The sequence below is a fragment of the Myxococcus sp. MISCRS1 genome, assembly GCF_026626605.1.
In the GTDB taxonomy this organism is placed as follows: domain Bacteria; phylum Myxococcota; class Myxococcia; order Myxococcales; family Myxococcaceae; genus Myxococcus; species Myxococcus fulvus.
This window is the reverse complement of record NZ_JAPNKB010000001.1, coordinates 2,354,239-2,371,227: the sequence shown is the minus strand read 5'-3', so window position 1 is coordinate 2,371,227 and position 16,989 is coordinate 2,354,239. Positions and strand designations below refer to the sequence as shown.

At 71.1% G+C, this 16,989-nt stretch carries 15 protein-coding genes; 8 read left to right on the top strand and 7 right to left on the bottom strand.

Features of this window, described 5'->3' with window-relative positions; genetic code table 11:
* The first annotated feature begins 45 nt into the window (after nucleotides 1-45).
* The 3 genes from OWM54_RS08990 (at nucleotide 46) to OWM54_RS08980 (ending at nucleotide 5,638) form a co-directional block, all read left to right on the top strand.
* Nucleotides 46-942 carry an ArsR/SmtB family transcription factor gene (locus tag OWM54_RS08990; protein WP_141331342.1) on the top strand — a complete coding sequence of 299 codons (897 nt, stop codon included), beginning with the start codon at nucleotides 46-48 and terminating at the stop codon, nucleotides 940-942.
* Complete coding sequence (gene metH / locus OWM54_RS08985) at nucleotides 939-4,454, top strand: methionine synthase (protein ID WP_267697204.1); 3,516 nt, start codon at nucleotides 939-941, stop codon at nucleotides 4,452-4,454. Before OWM54_RS08990 ends, metH begins: the two co-directional genes overlap by 4 nt.
* A 92-nt stretch (nucleotides 4,455-4,546) precedes the next feature.
* Nucleotides 4,547-5,638: a hypothetical protein gene (locus OWM54_RS08980; protein ID WP_223750583.1), complete on the top strand. Its 1,092-nt coding sequence runs from the start codon at nucleotides 4,547-4,549 to the stop codon at nucleotides 5,636-5,638.
* A gap of 39 nt (nucleotides 5,639-5,677) precedes the next feature.
* Here OWM54_RS08980 and OWM54_RS08975 read toward each other — a convergent pair whose 3' ends face one another.
* From OWM54_RS08975 to OWM54_RS08965, 3 genes are all read right to left on the bottom strand, one after another.
* The gene (locus OWM54_RS08975; protein WP_141331348.1) at nucleotides 5,678-5,896 is read right to left on the bottom strand and encodes a DUF2934 domain-containing protein; all 219 of its coding nucleotides are present in this window, start codon (nucleotides 5,894-5,896) and stop codon (nucleotides 5,678-5,680) included.
* 164 nt (nucleotides 5,897-6,060) lie between these two features.
* Nucleotides 6,061-7,212 (bottom strand): A/G-specific adenine glycosylase, encoded by a 1,152-nt coding sequence (gene mutY, locus OWM54_RS08970; RefSeq protein ID WP_420715320.1) that lies wholly within the window; start codon nucleotides 7,210-7,212, stop codon nucleotides 6,061-6,063.
* A 590-nt stretch (nucleotides 7,213-7,802) separates the two neighbouring features.
* Nucleotides 7,803-8,612: an SDR family oxidoreductase gene (locus tag OWM54_RS08965; protein ID WP_267697203.1), complete on the bottom strand. Its 810-nt coding sequence runs from the start codon at nucleotides 8,610-8,612 to the stop codon at nucleotides 7,803-7,805.
* Between the two features lie 124 nt (nucleotides 8,613-8,736).
* On the opposite strand from OWM54_RS08965, the gene OWM54_RS08960 reads away from it, so the two are divergent.
* Nucleotides 8,737-9,723: a PD-(D/E)XK nuclease family protein gene (locus OWM54_RS08960; protein WP_223750587.1), complete on the top strand. Its 987-nt coding sequence runs from the start codon at nucleotides 8,737-8,739 to the stop codon at nucleotides 9,721-9,723.
* A gap of 4 nt (nucleotides 9,724-9,727) precedes the next feature.
* Here the strand turns inward: OWM54_RS08960 and OWM54_RS08955 are convergent, their stop codons facing one another.
* Together OWM54_RS08955 and OWM54_RS08950 are read right to left on the bottom strand one after the other, a co-directional pair.
* On the bottom strand, nucleotides 9,728-10,621 hold the full coding sequence (locus OWM54_RS08955) for a tRNA threonylcarbamoyladenosine dehydratase (RefSeq protein WP_248544985.1): 894 nt from the start codon (nucleotides 10,619-10,621) through the stop codon (nucleotides 9,728-9,730).
* Between the two features lie 28 nt (nucleotides 10,622-10,649).
* Nucleotides 10,650-11,447, bottom strand: a complete 798-nt coding sequence (locus tag OWM54_RS08950) for a TatD family hydrolase (RefSeq protein WP_248544984.1) — start codon at nucleotides 11,445-11,447, stop codon at nucleotides 10,650-10,652.
* Nucleotides 11,448-11,567: 120 nt separating this feature from the next.
* On the opposite strand from OWM54_RS08950, the gene OWM54_RS08945 reads away from it, so the two are divergent.
* A complete protein-coding gene (locus OWM54_RS08945; RefSeq protein ID WP_267697202.1) occupies nucleotides 11,568-13,079 on the top strand; it encodes a TolB family protein in 1,512 nt (503 codons plus the stop codon).
* Between the two features lie 220 nt (nucleotides 13,080-13,299).
* The gene (locus tag OWM54_RS08940) at nucleotides 13,300-13,554 is read left to right on the top strand and encodes a hypothetical protein (protein ID WP_223750591.1); all 255 of its coding nucleotides are present in this window, start codon (nucleotides 13,300-13,302) and stop codon (nucleotides 13,552-13,554) included.
* Nucleotides 13,555-13,634: 80 nt separating this feature from the next.
* On the opposite strand, the gene OWM54_RS08935 is transcribed toward OWM54_RS08940, so the two are convergent.
* Nucleotides 13,635-13,877: a hypothetical protein gene (locus tag OWM54_RS08935; protein ID WP_141333144.1), complete on the bottom strand. Its 243-nt coding sequence runs from the start codon at nucleotides 13,875-13,877 to the stop codon at nucleotides 13,635-13,637.
* A gap of 406 nt (nucleotides 13,878-14,283) precedes the next feature.
* Between OWM54_RS08935 and OWM54_RS08930 the strand changes: the two genes are divergently transcribed.
* A complete protein-coding gene (locus OWM54_RS08930) occupies nucleotides 14,284-15,360 on the top strand; it encodes a zinc ribbon domain-containing protein (protein WP_267697201.1) in 1,077 nt (358 codons plus the stop codon).
* 12 nt (nucleotides 15,361-15,372) lie between these two features.
* Nucleotides 15,373-16,335: a hypothetical protein gene (locus OWM54_RS08925; RefSeq protein WP_267697200.1), complete on the top strand. Its 963-nt coding sequence runs from the start codon at nucleotides 15,373-15,375 to the stop codon at nucleotides 16,333-16,335.
* Between the two features lie 2 nt (nucleotides 16,336-16,337).
* Here the strand turns inward: OWM54_RS08925 and OWM54_RS08920 are convergent, their stop codons facing one another.
* Complete coding sequence (locus OWM54_RS08920) at nucleotides 16,338-16,925, bottom strand: Maf family protein (RefSeq protein WP_267697199.1); 588 nt, start codon at nucleotides 16,923-16,925, stop codon at nucleotides 16,338-16,340.
* Nucleotides 16,926-16,989: the final 64 nt, after the last annotated feature.

Sequence of the window (16,989 nt, the reverse complement as noted above, 5' to 3'; positions counted from 1 at the left end):
TCCGCTGGCCTCCAGTCCGGCATCGACGTATGTTGATGCGGCGATATGGAAGCTCTGTCCCAATCCTTCCGGGCGCTCGGCGACCCGACGCGGCTGCGCATCCTCCGACTGGTGTCGGAGGCTCCGCTGAACGTGACGGAGCTGGTGTCGCTGGTGGGGGTGGCGCAGTCCTCGGTGTCCCATCACCTGGGCAAGCTCAAGGGGCTGGGGCTCATCCGCGAGGAGCGGCAGGCGGGCTTCAGCTACTACTCGCTGGCGCTGGGCGGTGAGGACTCCCGCTGGCCGCTCATCCGGCTGGCGCGCGAGGCGGAGGACGCGGCGGGGGACTCGGCGCGGCTCAAGGACCTGCTGCGCGCCCGCGCGGACCGGCAGGCCCTCAACGAGCGGCTCCTGGAGCCGGGCCAGTCGTGGTTCCTGTGGGCGGGCGCGCTGGCGTCGCTCCTGCCGCCGCTGGACGTCGCGGACTTCGGCTGTGGGACGGGCGTGTTGAGCGTGGCGCTGGGCCGGTGGGCCCGGCACGTGTGGGCCATCGACCAGAACGCCGTCGCGCTGGAGCAGGCGCGGGAGCGCGCGGCGGGCGAGGGCCTCACCAACGTGAGCTTCCTCTGCGAAGACCTGCACCGGCTGTCGTTGAAATCGGGCCAGCTGGACCTGGTGGTGATTTCACAGAGCCTGCACCACGTGGAGGAGCCGGCGGCGGTGCTGGCCGAGGCCGCGCGCCTGCTCAAGCCGGGCGGCCGGCTGGTGGTGCTGGAGCTGATGCCGCATGACGAACGCTGGGTGGTGGACCGGCTGGGCCACCGCCACCTGGGCTTCGAGCCGTCACAGCTCGAGGCCAGCTTGCGCGAGCAGGGGTTCGCGCAGCTCACCCGCGAGTCGCACGCCCGCGACGGTGCCAGCCCCTTTCGAGTCTTTCTGCTGACAGGAGTGAAGCCATCATGACGAGCCCGACGCCCACCGTCCTTCCTCCCCCTCCTGGAGAGCATGGCCGCCGCGTGGAGGCCCTGCGCTCCGCCATGCGTGAGCGCGTGCTGGTGCTGGATGGCGCCATGGGGACGCTGTTGCAACAGCATGACCTCAAGGCCGCGGACTTCGGCGGCGCCGAGTTCGAGGGCTGCAACGAGAACCTGGTCCTCACCCGGCCGGAGCTCATCCGCGACATCCACGCGCGCTACTTCGCCGCGGGCGCGGACGTGACGGAGACGGACAGCTTCGGCGGCACGCCGCTGGTGCTCAACGAGTTCGGCCTGGGCCACAAGGCGCTCGAAATCAACCAGGCCTCCGCCCGGCTCGCCCGCGAGGCCGCCGAGGCCGCCGAGGCGAAGGACGGCCGCATCCGCTGGGTGGCCGGCTCGGTGGGCCCCACCACCAAGGCCATCAGCGTCACCGGCGGCATCACCTTCGAGGAGCTGGTGGACAACTTCGCCGTGCAGGCGGAGGGGCTCGCGCTGGGCGGCTCCGACTACCTGCTGGTGGAGACGTGCCAGGACACGCGCAACATCAAGGCGGCGCTCCTGGGCATCGACCGGGCGTTCCAGAAGCTGGGCTACGCGCTGCCGGTGGCGGTGTCGGGCACGATTGAGCCCATGGGCACCATGCTCGCGGGCCAGAGCGTGGAGAGCCTGGCGGCGTCGCTGGAGCACTGGGAGCTGCTCTACCTGGGGCTCAACTGCGCCACGGGTCCGGACTTCATGACGGACCACCTGCGCTCCCTGTCGGAGCTGAGCCCGTTCCCGGTGTCGTGCGTGCCCAACGCGGGCCTGCCGGACGAGAACGGCCACTACCTGGAGACGCCGGACATGATCGCCCGCTCGCTCACGCGCTTCTGTGAGCAGGGCTGGCTCAACGTGGTGGGCGGCTGTTGCGGCACCACGGAGGCGCACATCCGCGCGGTGTCCCAGGCGGTGAAGGGCCTCAAGCCGCGCACGAAGGTGCCCAAGCCCCGCTCGACGCTGTCGGGCGTGGACTACCTGGAGGTGACGGACGACGTGCGCCCGGTCATCGTCGGTGAGCGCACCAACGTCATCGGCAGCAAGAAGTTCAAGGAGCTCATCGTCGCGGGGCAGGTGGAGGACGCGTCGGAGATTGCGCGCGCCCAGGTGAAGCGCGGCGCGCAGGTCATCGACATCTGCCTGGCCAACCCGGACCGCGACGAGCTGGAGGACATGCGCCAGTTCCTGGAGGTGGTCGTCAAGAAGGTGCGCGTGCCCTTGATGATCGACTCCACGGACGAGCGCGTCCTGGAGATGGCGCTGACGTACAGCCAGGGCAAGGCCATCATCAACTCCGTCAACCTGGAGGACGGCGAGGAGCGCTTCGAGAAGGTGGTGCCCCTGGCGCGGCGCTTCGGCGCGGCGCTGGTGGTGGGCTGCATCGACGAGGTGGGCATGGCCGTGACGCGCGAGCGGAAGCTCGCCGTGGCGGAGCGCTCGTTCGAGCTGCTCACGAAGAAGTACGGCATGCGCGCCGAGGACCTCTACTTCGACCCGCTCGTCTTCCCGTGCGCCTCCGGTGACGCGCAGTACACGGGCAGCGGGGTGGAGACGGTGGAGGGCGTACGCCTCATCAAGCAGCGCTTCCCGCAGTGCCGCACGGTGCTGGGCATCTCCAACGTGTCCTTCGGCCTGCCCACCGCGGGCCGCGAGGTGCTCAACTCCGTCTTCCTGTACCACTGCGTCCAGGCGGGCCTGGACATGGCGCTGGTCAACTCGGAGAAGCTGGAGCGCTACGCGTCGCTGCCCGAGGAGGAGCGCACGCTGGCGGAGGACCTGCTCTACAACCGGGGACCGGACCCCGTCACGCCGTTCGCCGCGCACTTCCGTGAGCGCAAGGCCGTCAAGGTGGCGGTGAGCACGCTGCCGCTGGAGGAGCGGCTGCAGCGCTACATCATCGAGGGCTCGCGCGACGGCCTCTTCGCGGACCTGGAGGAGGCGCTCAAGAAGTACGCGCCGCTGGACATCATCAACGGCCCGCTGATGAAGGGCATGGACGAGGTGGGTCGGCTCTTCGGCGCCAACGAGCTCATCGTCGCCGAGGTGCTCCAGAGCGCCGAGTCGATGAAGGCCGCGGTGGGCTTCCTGGAGCCGCACATGAGCTCCGCCAAGGCGGCCATGCGCGGCAAGGTGGTGCTGGCCACGGTGAAGGGCGACGTCCACGACATCGGCAAGAACCTGGTGGAGATCATCCTCGCCAACAACGGCTTCCACGTGGTGAACCTGGGCATCAAGGTGCCGCCCGAGCAGCTGGTGCAGGCGGTGCGCGAGCACCAGCCGGACATCCTCGGGCTGTCGGGCCTGCTCGTGAAGAGCGCGCACCAGATGGTGGCCACGGCGGAGGACCTGAAGCGCGCGGGCGTGGAGGTGCCCATCCTGGTGGGCGGCGCCGCGCTCAGCCGCAACTTCGTGGACCGCAACATCGCCCCGGCGTACGGCGGCGGCACCGTGGCCTACGCCCAGGACGCGATGAGCGGCCTGGACCTGGCCAAGCAGATCGTCGACCCGACGTCGCACGAGCGGCTTCGCGGGGAGCTGGCCGAGCGCCGCGTGAAGCTGGCCCAGGAGGTCAAGGAGCGTCCCCGCGCGGAGGCGGTGGTGGCGCGCGGGCGCAGCGCGGAGATTCGGGTGCTGGAGACGGTGCCGCCCGCGCCGGACTTCGAGCGGCACGTGCTGACGAACACGCCGCTGGACCACATCTGGAAGTTCATCAACCCGGTGATGCTGTACGGACGGCACCTGGGCCTGCGCACGTCGTCGCGCGCGCTGGGGACTCCGGCCGAGGCGGAGCTGGCGAAGACGGAGGAGGGGCGCAAGGCGCTGGCGCTGAAGGAGGCGGTGGAGGAGCTCAAGGGCATGCTGCGCGGCGGCCTCATGCAGGCGCGCGCGGTGTTCCAGTTCTTCAAGGCGGGCAGCGACGGCAACCGCGTGGTGCTGTTCGACGGGACGACGGGCCGCGAGGCGGCGAGCTTCGACTTCCCCCGGCAGGACCGCGACGGGGGCCTGTGCCTGGCCGACTACCTGCGGCCGCTGGAGCGCGGCGTGCCCACCGACAACGTGGCCATGTTCGTGGTGACGGCGGGCTCGGGCATCCGCGAGCTGTCCGAGGGCCTCAAGGCCAGGGGCGAGTTCCTGAAGATGCACGCGGTGCAGGCGCTCGCGCTGGAGACGGCGGAGGGCTACGCGGAGCTCTTGCACACGCAGCTGCGCAGCATGTGGGGCACCCCGGACAAGCCGGACATGACGATGCTGGAGCGCTTCCGGGCGGAGTACGCGGGCAAGCGCTACTCGTTCGGCTACCCCGCGTGCCCCCGGCTGGAGGACCAGTCGAAGCTCTTCGAGGCGCTGCGGCCGGAGGAGATTGGGGTGCAGCTCACCGACGGCTGCATGATGGAGCCCGAGGCCTCGGTCTCCGCCATCGTCTTCCACCATCCCCAGGCCTCGTACTTCTCGGTGTCCTGATTCGGACGCACGGGCCTCCGGGGGCCCTGGGGACCCGCCCGGGGCCACCGAAGCGCGCCGTGGGGAAGGGGAGCGGTTAGACTCCCGCGCCTATGAGCGCGCCGAACATCCGTCGAGCCGTCCAGTTGCTGCCCGCCTGTGCCACCACGGGCATCGGGAGCCTGCCCCACACGCAGGTGGAGCTGGGGCTCCAGGTCGCCTTGTCGATGGACATCCCCTTCCTGCCGCAGCTGCCGGTGGGTAAGCCCTCCGAGCTGATGATTCCCGCGGCGCTGGAGGGGCTTCCCGGGCTGCGCTTCGACGACGAGGGCCTGTGCACGGTGGACCTCCAGGCCTGGGAGGCGGGGCGCGCCCAGTTCGAGGCGAAGCTGGAGTCCGCGCTCGCGGCCGGGGCGCTGGAGGCGTACGAGCCTTCCCCTGAGGCGTGCCGTGCATGGCGGCCGTTCCTGTGGGAGGTGGAGCACCGCAAGCTGGCCTTCGCGAAGGCGCAGCTCGCCGGGCCCTTCACGGTGCGCTCGGTGGCGAGGACGGACTCGGGGCTGTCCGCGCTGGAGGTGCCGGGGCTGGACCAGGCCATCTACCGGTTGGTGCTGGCGCGCTCGTTGGCCATGGTGAAGGCGCTGCGGCGCGCGGGCACCACGCCCCTGTTCTTCCTCGACGAGCCGGGCCTGTATGCGTTCCAGCGCGTCAATCCGCGGCACCTGCTGGCGGTGCAGGAGCTGCGGCTCCTGATTGTCGCGCTCCAGCGGGAGGGCGCGCTGGTGGGCCTGCACTGCTGCGGCAACACGGACTGGAGCGCGCTGCTGGACGCGCAGGCGGACCTGTTGTCGTTGGATGTGCGGCTGTCGCTCGACGCGATGCTGGAGGAGAAGGACGCGCTGGAGCGCTACCTGCACTCGGGCGCGACGCTGAGCCTGGGCATCATCCCCACGGACCTCGCGTCGACGTACGAGGTGACGGAGCTGGCGGACTCGGTGGAGGCCTCGCTGAAGGCCGCGCTGCCGCGAGGCTTCTCGTTCCCCCGGGCCGTGTCCACGGTGCTGCTGACGCCGGCGTGCGGCCTGGCGATGCGCTCGGTGCAGGACGCGGAGCGCATCCTCTCGGAGCTGAAGGTGGCGCAGCGCAGGTTGCGAGGCGCGCTCGAGGCCGAGCGCCCCGTGCTGCACTCGCCGCCGCCTCACTGACGTGGGCCCGGTGTGGACACGGGCCCAGGTGGCGGACCGCTACTGACGGCCGAGCTTCAGCTCTCGCTCGGCTTGTTGCCAGTCCTGCTCGTGGTTGCCGGGCCTGCCTCCGCGGGCCATGTAGATTTCGTAGGCGCGCCGGGCAATCTGCTCGTGGGAGATGTCGGAGCGCGCGTGAGCGCCCTGCGGCTCATGCGCGTGTTCCGCGTGCTGGGGCTTCGTGTGCGGGGTCGACTTGGGAGCGTTGTTTCGAGCCATCGGGACGCCTCCGGTGAAAGGGCGCGCGAAGCTTGAGTCGCGTGCGTGACGCGCGAAAGCGACCCGACCTGGCGGGGGTTGTCGAAGCAACACGACGTCCCGGGGCGTGTCGTCGGGAGGACAACTGCGGGCGAGCCGGGCGGCGACCGGAGCAGTCAGCGGCCCTACGCTTGCGTGCCCACCACGGTGTCCAGGGCGCGCTGCATGGCGGTGCTCATGCCGAGCGTCGCGGCCTCGGCGGGTGTGCACCAGCGCAGCTCCTGGAAGGCAGCGGAGTGGGTGGGGCGCTTGGGGCCGGACACGCGGTACAGGCGCAGCGTGAGGTCGCGGTGGGTGAGCTGCCGCTTCACCGTGCCCAGGAGGGACTCCAGCTTCACGCCCGTGCCGAGCGCGGCGGTGAGGCGCAGCGTGGTCTCCTCCACGGTGGCGTCCTCGTCGACCTCGGCGGCGGGGAGCTCCCACAGCCCTCCGAAGAGGCCCGAGTCCGCGCGGCGCGCGAACAGCAGCGTGTCCGCGTGGGCCCACACGGCCAGGGCCAGGGTCAGCTTCTTCGGCGCGGCGCGCACCTTGGCGGGAGGCAGCTCGGCGACGCGGCCCTTCTTGAAGGCGACACAGCCCTCGCGCACGGGGCACAGCAGGCAGAGCGGGTTCTCCGGGCGGCAGGTGGTGGCGCCGTGCTCCATGAGGGACTGGTTGAAGTCGCCGGGGCGCTCGCCCTTCACGAGCAGGCCCGCGAGCTCCCACAGCGTGGCCTCGCGCTCGCGGTCTCCGGGCAGGCCCTCGACCTCGAAGAGCCGGGACAGCACGCGGGCGACGTTGCCGTCGACGAGGGGGGCTTCTTCACCGAAGGCGATGGAGGCCACTGCGCCCGCGGTGTAGCGGCCGAAGCCGGGCAGCGAGAGCAACTGCTCCGCGGTGGAGGGCAGGGTGCCACCGAAGCGTGAGACGATGTCCTGCGCGGCGCGGTGCAGGTTGCGAGCGCGCGTGTAGTAGCCCAGGCCCTTCCAGCCGGCGAGCACGTCATCGAGTGGAGCGGAGGCGAGCGCGAGCGCGGTGGGGAAGCGCTTCAGGAACCGCTCCCAGTAGGGGATGACGGTGGAGACCTGCGTCTGCTGGAGCATGACCTCGCTCAGCCAGATGGCGTACGGGTCCTTGGTGCGGCGCCACGGCAGGTCGCGCTTGTTGCGGTCGTACCAGGCGAGCAGCGGCGCGCGGATGCTGGCCAGCTGCGCGGCACCCGGTGTCGCTGTCGGGACGCGGGTCGATGTGGCCGCGGTGCGAGGAGGACGGCCGCGTCGCGCCTCCGGTGGCGTCAAGGGTGTGCTTGCCAGGTCCTCGCGCGGCGCGACGCTCTCCGCAACCATCCCCAGGGTGAGAGGTGGGCGTCCTCGACGGGCCTGCGGAGGAGGCGCAGATGTGCTTGCCGCGTCCTCGCGCGGCGAGGCGCTCTCCGTGTCCATTCCCACGGTGCGAGGCGGGCGTCCTCGACGCGCCTCCAGTAGTGTCGAGGAGGGGCTTGCCAGGTCCTCGCGCGGCGAGGCGCCCTCCGTGTCCATTCCCACGGTGCGAGGCGGGCGTCCTCGACGCGCCTTCGCTGGCGTCGAGGGGGTGTTTGCCACATCACCGCGCGGCGAGGCGCTCTCCGCAACCATCCCCACGTCTGCGCGTGACCCGGAGGAATCGAACAGCGAGCCGGTGGACACCTTGCGTGCCTTCGCATCCGCGAGCGTCGGCTCAACGCGCGAGGGCAGGGGCTCGGCCTTGCCGCTCGGCGGACGTCCGCGGCGAGGTCGGGGCACGTCGCCAGTCTCCGGCTTCTTGCCTGAGGATGTCTTGGCGTTTTGTTCGCGAGAGACAGGCGGCGTGTCCGACGAGACAGCGGGCTTCGCGGGGCGACTGCGGGGGCTCATGCGTCCTTCTTCACCGGGTTGGCCATGCGGTGGGCGACCCGGTCGAACAAGCCGGGCGCGAGCCGGTTCGCCAGTACCATGGCGCGGCCGGGGAGGGTGAGGATGGTGTCGCGTCGTCCGCGCACGCTCGCCTTCACCATGGCCCGCGCCACCTCCTCGGAGGACATGGCCTTCAGCGGAATCGCGTCCTGCGCCCAGCCCTGGGCGTTCAGCCGGTGGTCCCGGAACTCGCTCTCGGTGAGGCCCGGTGACACCAGCCGCACGCCGATTCCCTCGGAGGCCAGCTCCGTGCGCAAGGACTCCGTCATCGCGTTCACCGCCGCCTTCGACGCGCAATACCCGCCGAGCAGCGGCAGCCCCCGATGCCCCAGCACCGAGCTGACGTTCACCACGTGCGCCCCGCGCCGCCCGCGCAGCAGCGGCAGCGCCGCCCGCGTCACCCGCCACAGCGCGAACACGTTCAGCTCGAACACCTGCCGCAGCTGCTCCTCGCTGATGGCCTCCAGCGGTCCGTACAACCCCTGGCCCGCGTTGTTCACCAGCACGTCCAGCCCACCGAAGTCCGCGCGGACCTGGGCCATGAGCCGCTCCACGTCCTCGCCACGAGTCACGTCGCACCGCACCGCCAGTGCCCGGACCCCCAGTGATTCCGCTTCACGGGCCGCGTCCTCCAGCCGCTCCAGCCGCCGGGCGGCGAGCACCACGTGGGCGCCCGCCTCCGCGTAGGCCCGGGCCGCCGCGCGGCCGATGCCGCTGGAAGCGCCTGTGATCAGGACGACTCGCTCCGTCAGGGGTCGGCTCTTCATGGTGGCGCGGACCATACTCCCAGGGTTCCCCACCCGGACTGTCATTCAACCCACCCCCAGGGCTCGTTTCCCTGCCTGTTCCCCTTCTGGCGGAGCGAGCGAACGCCTAGGATGCGCCGCCTCGATGCGGCGCCCACCCCTCCACAACGACTTCTCCTGGTCCAAGAGCCGCCACGAGAAGTTCTCCGAGTGCCTGCGCTCCTACTACTTCTACTACTACCGCTCCTGGGGCGGTTGGGAGCCGGACGCGCCGAAGGACGTGCGGGAGCTGTACGTGCTCAAGAAGCTGGCCAACCGCTTCAGTTGGGCGGGCAGCGTCGTGCACGAGAGCATCAAGGACGTGCTGCTGGACTGGCGCGCCGGCCGCGTGGTGGACCCCGCCGTCGTGGAGGCCCGCGCGCGCAAGCTGATGCAGGACGACTACCGCCACTCGCGCGGCAAGGCGTACTGGACGCAGAAGTACCGCAAGCAGTTCACCGGCCTCGTGGAGCACGAGTACGCCGAGGCGCTCCCCGACGAGGCCTGGAAGCAGAACTGGGAGACGGTGCGCGTGGCGCTCGCGTGGTTCTTCAACTCGCGCTGGCCGCTGCTCGCCAAGAGCCTCAAGCCCGAGCAGTGGCTGGAGGTGGACGCGGGCTTCGACTTCGCCCACTTCACGCTCGGCGGCCTCAAGGTCTTCGCCATCCCCGACTTCGCCTTCGTGGACCAGGACGGCGCGCCCGTCGTCGTGGACTGGAAGACGGGCAAGTCTCGCGACGGCTACGACGAGCAGGTGCTCGGCTACGCGCTGTACGTGTCCCAGCGCTACCGCTTCCCGGTGGAGAAGGTGCGCGCGTCGCTCGTGTACCTCAACGAGGGCAAGGAGCAGGACGTCCAGGTGGACCTGGGCGCCATGGAGTCCTTCCACCGGCACTTCGAGACGAGCGTGGCGAAGATGCGCGCGCTGCTGAAGGACCCTGTCACGAACACGCCGCTGGACGCGGACGCGTTCCCCCGGTCGGAGACGCTGACGCCCTGCACGCGCTGCGTGTTCCGCAGGCCCTGTGGCCGAGAGGCCGAGGCGCTCGCCGAGCAGCAGGCGCGAGCGTCGCAGCCCCAGCAGGTGGCCTGAGCCGTCAGCGCGTGGAGGCGAGCCTTCGCACCACGACGCCGGCGGCGTTCATCCCGAAGCACGAGGTGACGAAGGACACGCTGCCGTCGATCTGCGTGCGGTGGTCACACGTGTGGAACTCGTTGTCCTGCGGGCAGACACACAGGAACCCGTCCGTCGCGTCGTCGTAGTTGAGGGCCACCGGCATGCGGCGCGCCTCGATGGAGTACACGGCGGTGATGCCCGTGTGCCGCTCGGTCTCCACGCCGTACTTGCGCTTGAGCAGCTTGCGGATGTCCTTGGCGAACGGGTCCATGTGCGTCTCGGACAGGTCCTCCACGCGGATGGCCGTCGGGTCCAGGCGCGCGGCGGCGCCCATGGAGCTGACCACGGGGATGCCCAGCGACACGCACCGGTGCAGCAGGTGCAGCTTCGCCTTCACGTTGTCGATGGCGTCCACCACGAAGTCGTACTGGCCGGCGGGCAGCATCTGCTCGGCGACCTCTTCGCGGTAGAACTCGCGCACCGCCTCCACCCGGGCCTCCGGGTTGATTTCGCGGCAGCGCTGCGCCATCAGCTCCGCCTTCGACTTGCCCACGCCCTTCACCGTCGCGTGGAGCTGGCGGTTGGTGTTGGTGACGCAGACGTCGTCGTGGTCCACCAGCGTCAGGTGGCCGATGCCGCTGCGCACCAGGCCCTCGGCCGCGTAGCTGCCCACGCCGCCCAGGCCGAACACCACCACGCGCGCGTTGGCGAGCCGCTCCATGGCGTTGTCCCCCAGCAGGCGCCCGGTGCGGTCGAAGCGGCGCGACAGCTTGAACGGCCGGGCGAGCGAGCCTGTCGCCGCGTTCGGCGTGGCCGTCGTGGCGGGCGGAGTCTCGGGCTGGGGAGGGGCGGGCGGTGGGGGCTGCGGGTTCATGGGGGTCCTCTATAACGCGACCGCTCGCCTACCGCGAAGCGGGGGGAAAACCTTCCCGGAACAGGCGCCGGGCATTCTCGGTCGTCCGCTGGGCGACCTCGTCCAGGGGCTCTCCCCGCACGCGGGCCATCCCCTCCAGGATGTGGGGCAGGTAGGCCGGCTCGGAGCGGCCGCCCCGGTGAGGGGTGGGGGCCTGGTCCGGCGCGTCCGTCTCCGCCATCAGCCGGTCCAGCGGGATGGCGCGCAGCGCGTCCAGGGGCTTGCGCGCCTCGGCCCACGTCACCGGGCCGGCGAAGGAGAAGTGGCAGCCCTTCTGGAGATAGAAGCGCGCCAGCTCCACGCCGCCGCTGTAGCTGTGCATGAGCACGCCCGCCTCGGGCAGCGCCTCCTGCTTGAACAGCTCGATGAGGGCCGGGTGGAGCCGGTGGCAGTGCATCAACACCGGCAGCTGGTGCTTGCGCGCGAGCGCCAGGTGCCGCCGCAGCACGGACAGCTGCCGCTCGAGCGGCGCGCCGGGCAGGGATGGACCGTCGAGTCCACACTCGCCCACGGCGATGGCGCCGCCCTTGGACAAGAGCGCGTCGAGCAGCTCCAGCGCCGCGTCGTCCTCCTCGGGTGTCATGTCCGGCAGCAGTTGGGGATGGATGCCCAGGCCCACCTGGAGGCGCGGCTCCGCGCGCGACAGCTCCAGCAGGGGCTCCCAGTCGTGGGTACCGACACCGGGGACGAGGATGCCTTGCAGCCCCGCGGCCCAGGCGCGCTCCAGCACGAGCGTCCTGTCCTCATCGAATCGCGTCGCATCGAGATGGCAGTGGGTGTCGATCATTCATCACGCCGGAGTGAATCGCCGTTCATTCAGGAACATGCTCACTGCAACCCGCCCTCGCGAACCATTCCGTCCCTTTGGAGCGAGGCTATACGCCCTTCACTCACTTGGAGGGGCTGAATGGACAAGCGAATCGTCGGCGCGCTGTGCTGCGCGCTGTGGGTTCTGTCGACGGGGTGTGGTGACGAATGTGTGGACCAGTTCGACTGTCGCAGTGACAAGGGGCAGCCCGCCGAGGGCCAGGAGTGGGTCTGCACCGGCGACAACGAGTGCGAGCAGCGCCCCATCCAGACGCCCACCCCCGAGCCGGACGCCGGTGGTGGGGACGACGACGCGGGTGTCCCCGACGCGGGAGCGCCGGACGCGGGGATGCCCGACGCGGGCACGGATGACGACGCGGGCACGCCCGACGGTGGTGGCCAGGGCACCGGCGCGAAGGGGGATGCCTGCACGGCGTCCGGGGACTGCGGTCCGGGCCTTCGCTGCGAGGGCGCGCCGCTCACGTGCCAGGCGATGCATGTCGCGGTGACGGGGCGGGACGATGCCGGAGTCTCCGCGGCGCTGGTGATGCGCTACGACACGCCGGGCATGACGTCGCTGAGCGCGGCGGGCACGGACAGCCGCTATCCGCGGTGGGGCCCGGGCGGTACGCACGTCTCGTTCGCGCAGGGCGCGGTGGACACCGCGACGGAGAAGAGCGCCGGTGAGCTCACCGTGCGCGAGGTCCCCCTCGTCGAGGGCCAGGGCGTGGTGGTCGCCGACGGCGGCACGGGCAACACGGAGGCTTTCCGCTCGATGGAGTGGGAGCCGGGCACGGCCATCGCGTGGGTGCGGCAGAACGGCAGCCAGCGCTCCGGCATCTCGGCGGTGACGCCGGGCGGCGCCGGGGGCGTGGTGCAGGCGACGACGACGGGCGCGTTCCCGGACTGGTCGCGTGACGGGACGACGTTCGTCTTCAACGTGAACGGCGAGGGCCTGTTCACCTCGAGCGGTGGGGGCACCGCGCCGACGCCGCTGGCCAACGCCGGGGTGACGGCGGAGCAGGCGCACTACAACCGCGTGAACAACCAGCTGCTGTTCCTGGCCAACCCGAACAACGAGCTGGTGACCTTCGAAGGGGACACCACGCCCACGCCGCTGGTCCGGCTCTACAACATCGACGTGACGGGCGGCGGCGCGCCCCAGCTGGTCGCGGACGTGTCCACGGAGGCGTCCACCGACGGCACCGTGGACTCCTTCATCGCAAGCCCCATCTGGGCGCCGGATGGCACCTGGGCCGCGTATGTGCGCGCGTACTACTACCGGCCCACGTCGGGCGGCGCGGTGCTGTGCGGCGGCGCGGTGTCGCCGTGCCAGGACCGCTCGGGCAACGTCATCTTCCTGCGCGCCATCAACCCGCAGGACGGCTCCGCCACGGGCACCGAGGTGCGGCTCGTGGATGACGGCACGCTGCCGTCGTTCTCGCCGGATGGCCGCTTCGTCGCGTTCATCAAGGCGGGGCAGCTGCACGTGCAGCGCATCGACCCGGTGACGGGCGCGCAGGAGGGCGCGGCCATCATCCACCCGAAGGCGGGCTTCACGCTGCAGACGGGCGACAGCGACGACCACCGTCCCCGCTGGCAGCCTCGCTGAACCTCCAGGGGTCGTGACTCCCGGGCGGGGAGTGGCTGAGCGCTCCTCGCCTGGGTGAACGCGACGACCGGTGGGGCCGCCCGGGCGTTGCGCTGGACATGTCCACGCTCCCGGCCTGCCGTCCTCCGCGCTCGACGCATCGGGCCTTGCCTGTCCGGGGGCCCCCGGAATAGAGGGGCCCGGCTGACGGGCCTGGTGGCCTCTGTCCCGGAGGACGCGGATGAAGATGCTTCACGTGATGTTGGGAGTCCTGCTGTTCGCCGGGTGCGCGACGCTCCCGAGCCCGCCGGTGGACGTGGGCGGCGGCGGAACCGTGTCCGCGGACCCGCACCCGGACATGGCGCCTGTGCGCCTCCAGACGCGCGCGGGCACCTTCCTGGTGCACCCCAACAATGCCGAGGACTTCGCTCGCGCGCTGGCGGGTGAGCCCACCCAGCGGCACTACACCACCGGCGTGCTCCTGGCCGGGGAGTGAACCCGGGGCCCGGGTGGCCGAGGCTCCAGAGCCACGGTGCGGGCCACCGGTAGTTCCTACGCTGAAAAAAGCGGAGGGTTTCAGCCCACCACGACGATGCGGCGCCCCAGGGCCCGCGTCATCTGCGGTGACGTCATCACCGCCAGCGCCTCACCGAGCTCACCGCCCGCCGTGTCGAAGGCGGCGGCGATGACCTCCCCCACGGTGAGGTGGGCCTTCTCGGCGGCCACCCGGGCCCGCTGAGCCGTCCGCCGCAGTGCTGGCATCACCCGTCGCCCTTGTCGGCGCACCGTGACGCTCTTGCGTGTCGTCGTCTTGGCCATGTGCTCCTCCCACCTCGCGTTGCTGCGCGGGTGAGTACACCTGGGGTCTGACATATGCAGACGAGGTGCCAGCCGGACGCTCACCTGATGGGTAACGCGTACTAAGGGTTTTCCCTGTCACGGAGCGGGGTTCCTGGTTCACCACCTCACGCAGAGCACCGCAACCCCGGAAGGGTTCCTCGTTCTGTCGAGTTGATTCGTTCATCCAGCCCCGCAATCTCGACGTTTCGTTCAAGAGTCGAGAGTTCACTACAAGCCGCGAACACTGCGAGTGTGCTCGGTCTTGAATGACCCGGGTGTCGCTGGCGCCCCGTCGATTTGGTCCAAAAATTGGCAGTTGGGGGTGCGGGCTGACATGGGCGTCGCGCCCTCGTGGGCGGAGTGTTCGGTGCGGTATACGCGGGCCATGCCTCAGACCCTCTGCCCGAGCTGCGGTCACAGCCCCATTCCCCGGGGCGCCTCGGCCTGTCCCGCGTGTGGTGAGCCCTTCGACCACCTGCAGTCCTACAAGAAGGTCGGCCGCACGCGGCTGGATCGGCTGGGGGACGCGGTGGACGACGAGGCGACCGTCTTCGGTGGCGACCTGGTGACGAGCGCCGTCTCCGCGCATCCGGGCCCGGTGGCGGCGGTGCTGGGGGCGGGCGCGGCCGCGTGGTTCCTGCGGGCCGGTGGGGTGCTGGGCTCGCTGCAGGACCCGGCGTGGACGTACGGGTTGGTGGCGTTGGACCTGGTGCTGGCGCTGGTGCTGGTGCTCAACCGGGGGCCGGTGAAGGGCATCGCGCAGACGGGGCTGGCGGTGCAGCTGGTCGCCACGGCGTGGCTCGCGCGCGGGGCGCCGACGGCCCCCGTGCACGTGGCCTACTTCGCGCTGGGCCTGGTGGCGTTGTTCCTTGTGGTGGGGGAGCCCGGTCCCGCGCGGCGTCATGCGGGCCTGGGGCTGGGGCTCGCCACGGCGCTGGCCTCGGCCGTGCTCCTGGCGCTGCCGGGCACGGGGGTGTCCCTGGGAGGCGGGGGCGTGCGGCAGCTGCTGGTGGGCAGCGAGCTGGGGTATCGGCTGGAGCTGCCGGTGGGGTGGGAGCGGCTGACGCGTGAGCAGCTCTCCGCGCACCTGCCGCTGCCCGCGGCGACGCTGCACGGCAGCGGCGTGGGCTTTGGCGACCTGGCGCGCGGGCGCTACGGCTTTCTCTGGGTGGAGCGCTCCACGGGCGTGAAGCTGGAGGCGGGCTGCCAGGGGCTGTTGAGCGCGGTGGGCACGGGCGAGGAGGCGCGCACGGCGTCGCCCTCGGCGCTGGGGGCGCGCTCGAAGCTGTACACGCTGAGCACGTCGGCGGGCGCGCGGGGCACGCTGGGCTGCGGGCTGCTGCCGGATGGTCGACTGGTGGGGCTCGCGGTGGTGGCCGCCGGGTCGGGTGACGCACAGCCGGGCGACACGGGCGGGCAGGAGTCCTTCGCCGCGGTGGGCGAGGGGCTCGCGTTGCAGTAAACGGGCGCCGCCATGAACGTCCAGGTCCTGTTCCACGACAACTGCTTCGACGGCGCCGCGAGCGCCGCGGTGTTCACCCGCTTCTACCGGGAGCGCGTCCGCGCGGACGCGGCGTTCCGCTACCAGGGGCTGAACCACAAGCCGGGCGCGGAGGGCATCGACCCGGCCGTCTTCACAGGCGAGGAGAACGTCATCGTCGACTTCCGCTACAGCCAGGACGCGCGGCTGACGTGGTGGTTCGACCACCATGCCTCCGCGTTCCAGCAGCCCGGGGACGAGGCGCACTTCCGCGCGGACTCGAGCGGGCGCAAATTCCACGACGCGCACCGCAAGAGTTGCACGAAGTACCTGGCGGACGTGGCGCGCGAGCGCTTCGGCTGGGACGCGTCCGCGCTCTCGGACCTCATCCACTGGGCGGAGCTCATCGACGGGGCGCAGTTCCCCTCGCCGCAGATGGCGGTGGCGCTGGAGGAGCCCGCGCTGCGCATCATGACGGTGCTGGAGGCGAACAAGGACCCGGCGCTCATCCCCGAGGTCATCCGCCGCATGCAGTCGGAGTCGCTCGCGGACATCGCCGCCTCGCAGCTCATCGCGGGGCCGCTGGCGCCGCTGCTCGCGCGCCACCAGTCGAACATCGAGCTGGTGCGCTCGCGGGCCCGCTACGAGCGCGGCGTCGTCTTCTTCGACCTGGTGGACGAGGGCGTGGACAGCCTCAACAAGTTCATCGCGTACGCGCTCTATCCGGACGCGCGCTACACGCTGTGGGTGGGGCGGGGGACGTCGCGCGCGAAGGTGTCGCTCGGCTCCAACCCGTGGAAGCCGGAGCTGCGCCAGCATGACCTGTCCGCCATTGCCGGCCGGTATGGGGGCGGTGGGCATCCCGTGGTGGCCGCGGCCAGCTTCAAGGCGGACCAGGCGGACAAGGCCCGCGCGGCGTACCAGGAGATTCTCGCGGAGCTGTCCACCGCGGGGTGAGGCTACGGCTGGCCGGGCTCGAAGAAGGTGAAGCCGGCCTGTCGCAGCAGTCGCACCACTGTCACCATGGGCAGGCCCTGCACGTTGGCGCGGTCGCCGTCGAGCCGCGCCAGCAGCGCCTGTCCCGCTCCCTCCACGCGATAGCTGCCGCAGCAGCCTTCCCACTCGTTCAGGTCGAGGTAGCGCTCCAGTTCATCCGGAGTGACGTCGTGGAACGTCAGGCGCGCGGTCTCCACGGCCTCGTCGATGGAGCCGCCCGGGCCCACCAGGCACACGCCGGTGTGGATGTCGTGGGTGTGACCGAGGAGCTTCTGGAGCTGGCCTCTCGCCGCGTCGCGGTCCACGGGCTTGGTGAGTGTCTGTCCGGCCACCTCGACCAGTTGGTCCGCGCCGAGCACCCACGCGTCCGGGTGTAGCGCGTGCACGGCGCGAGCCTTGCGAACCGCCAGCTCCCGGACGGCGTCGCGGGCCGAAAGGTGGGCGGCCACCGTCTCGTCGACGCCCGGGCTCACGGCGCGGTAGGGCAGGCCGAGCCCATCCATCAGCGCGCGGCGGGCACTGGAGGTGGAGGCCAGAATCAAGGGTCTCATGGGGGCGCCACCCTAGTGCACCGAGATGGACCGCGCCGCCGTCCGCCGAGAGAACAGGGCACGC

Bases quoted from the DNA above. Each gene is read 5' to 3' on its own strand.
- OWM54_RS08920 (WP_267697199.1), bottom strand. From the start codon at position 16,925: ATGAGACCCTTGATTCTGGCCTCCACCTCCAGTGCCCGCCGCGCGCTG.
- OWM54_RS08965 (WP_267697203.1), bottom strand. From the start codon at position 8,612: ATGAAGAGCCGACCCCTGACGGAGCGAGTCGTCCTGATCACAGGCGCT.
- OWM54_RS08935 (WP_141333144.1), bottom strand. From the start codon at position 13,877: ATGGCCAAGACGACGACACGCAAGAGCGTCACGGTGCGCCGACAAGGG.
- OWM54_RS08960 (WP_223750587.1), top strand. From the start codon at position 8,737: ATGCGGCGCCCACCCCTCCACAACGACTTCTCCTGGTCCAAGAGCCGC.
- metH (WP_267697204.1), top strand. From the start codon at position 939: ATGACGAGCCCGACGCCCACCGTCCTTCCTCCCCCTCCTGGAGAGCAT.
- OWM54_RS08980 (WP_223750583.1), top strand. From the start codon at position 4,547: ATGAGCGCGCCGAACATCCGTCGAGCCGTCCAGTTGCTGCCCGCCTGT.
- OWM54_RS08940 (WP_223750591.1), top strand. From the start codon at position 13,300: ATGAAGATGCTTCACGTGATGTTGGGAGTCCTGCTGTTCGCCGGGTGC.
- OWM54_RS08975 (WP_141331348.1), bottom strand. From the start codon at position 5,896: ATGGCTCGAAACAACGCTCCCAAGTCGACCCCGCACACGAAGCCCCAG.
- OWM54_RS08955 (WP_248544985.1), bottom strand. From the start codon at position 10,621: ATGAACCCGCAGCCCCCACCGCCCGCCCCTCCCCAGCCCGAGACTCCG.
- OWM54_RS08945 (WP_267697202.1), top strand. From the start codon at position 11,568: ATGGACAAGCGAATCGTCGGCGCGCTGTGCTGCGCGCTGTGGGTTCTG.
- OWM54_RS08990 (WP_141331342.1), top strand. From the start codon at position 46: ATGGAAGCTCTGTCCCAATCCTTCCGGGCGCTCGGCGACCCGACGCGG.
- OWM54_RS08925 (WP_267697200.1), top strand. From the start codon at position 15,373: ATGAACGTCCAGGTCCTGTTCCACGACAACTGCTTCGACGGCGCCGCG.
- OWM54_RS08950 (WP_248544984.1), bottom strand. From the start codon at position 11,447: ATGATCGACACCCACTGCCATCTCGATGCGACGCGATTCGATGAGGAC.
- OWM54_RS08930 (WP_267697201.1), top strand. From the start codon at position 14,284: ATGCCTCAGACCCTCTGCCCGAGCTGCGGTCACAGCCCCATTCCCCGG.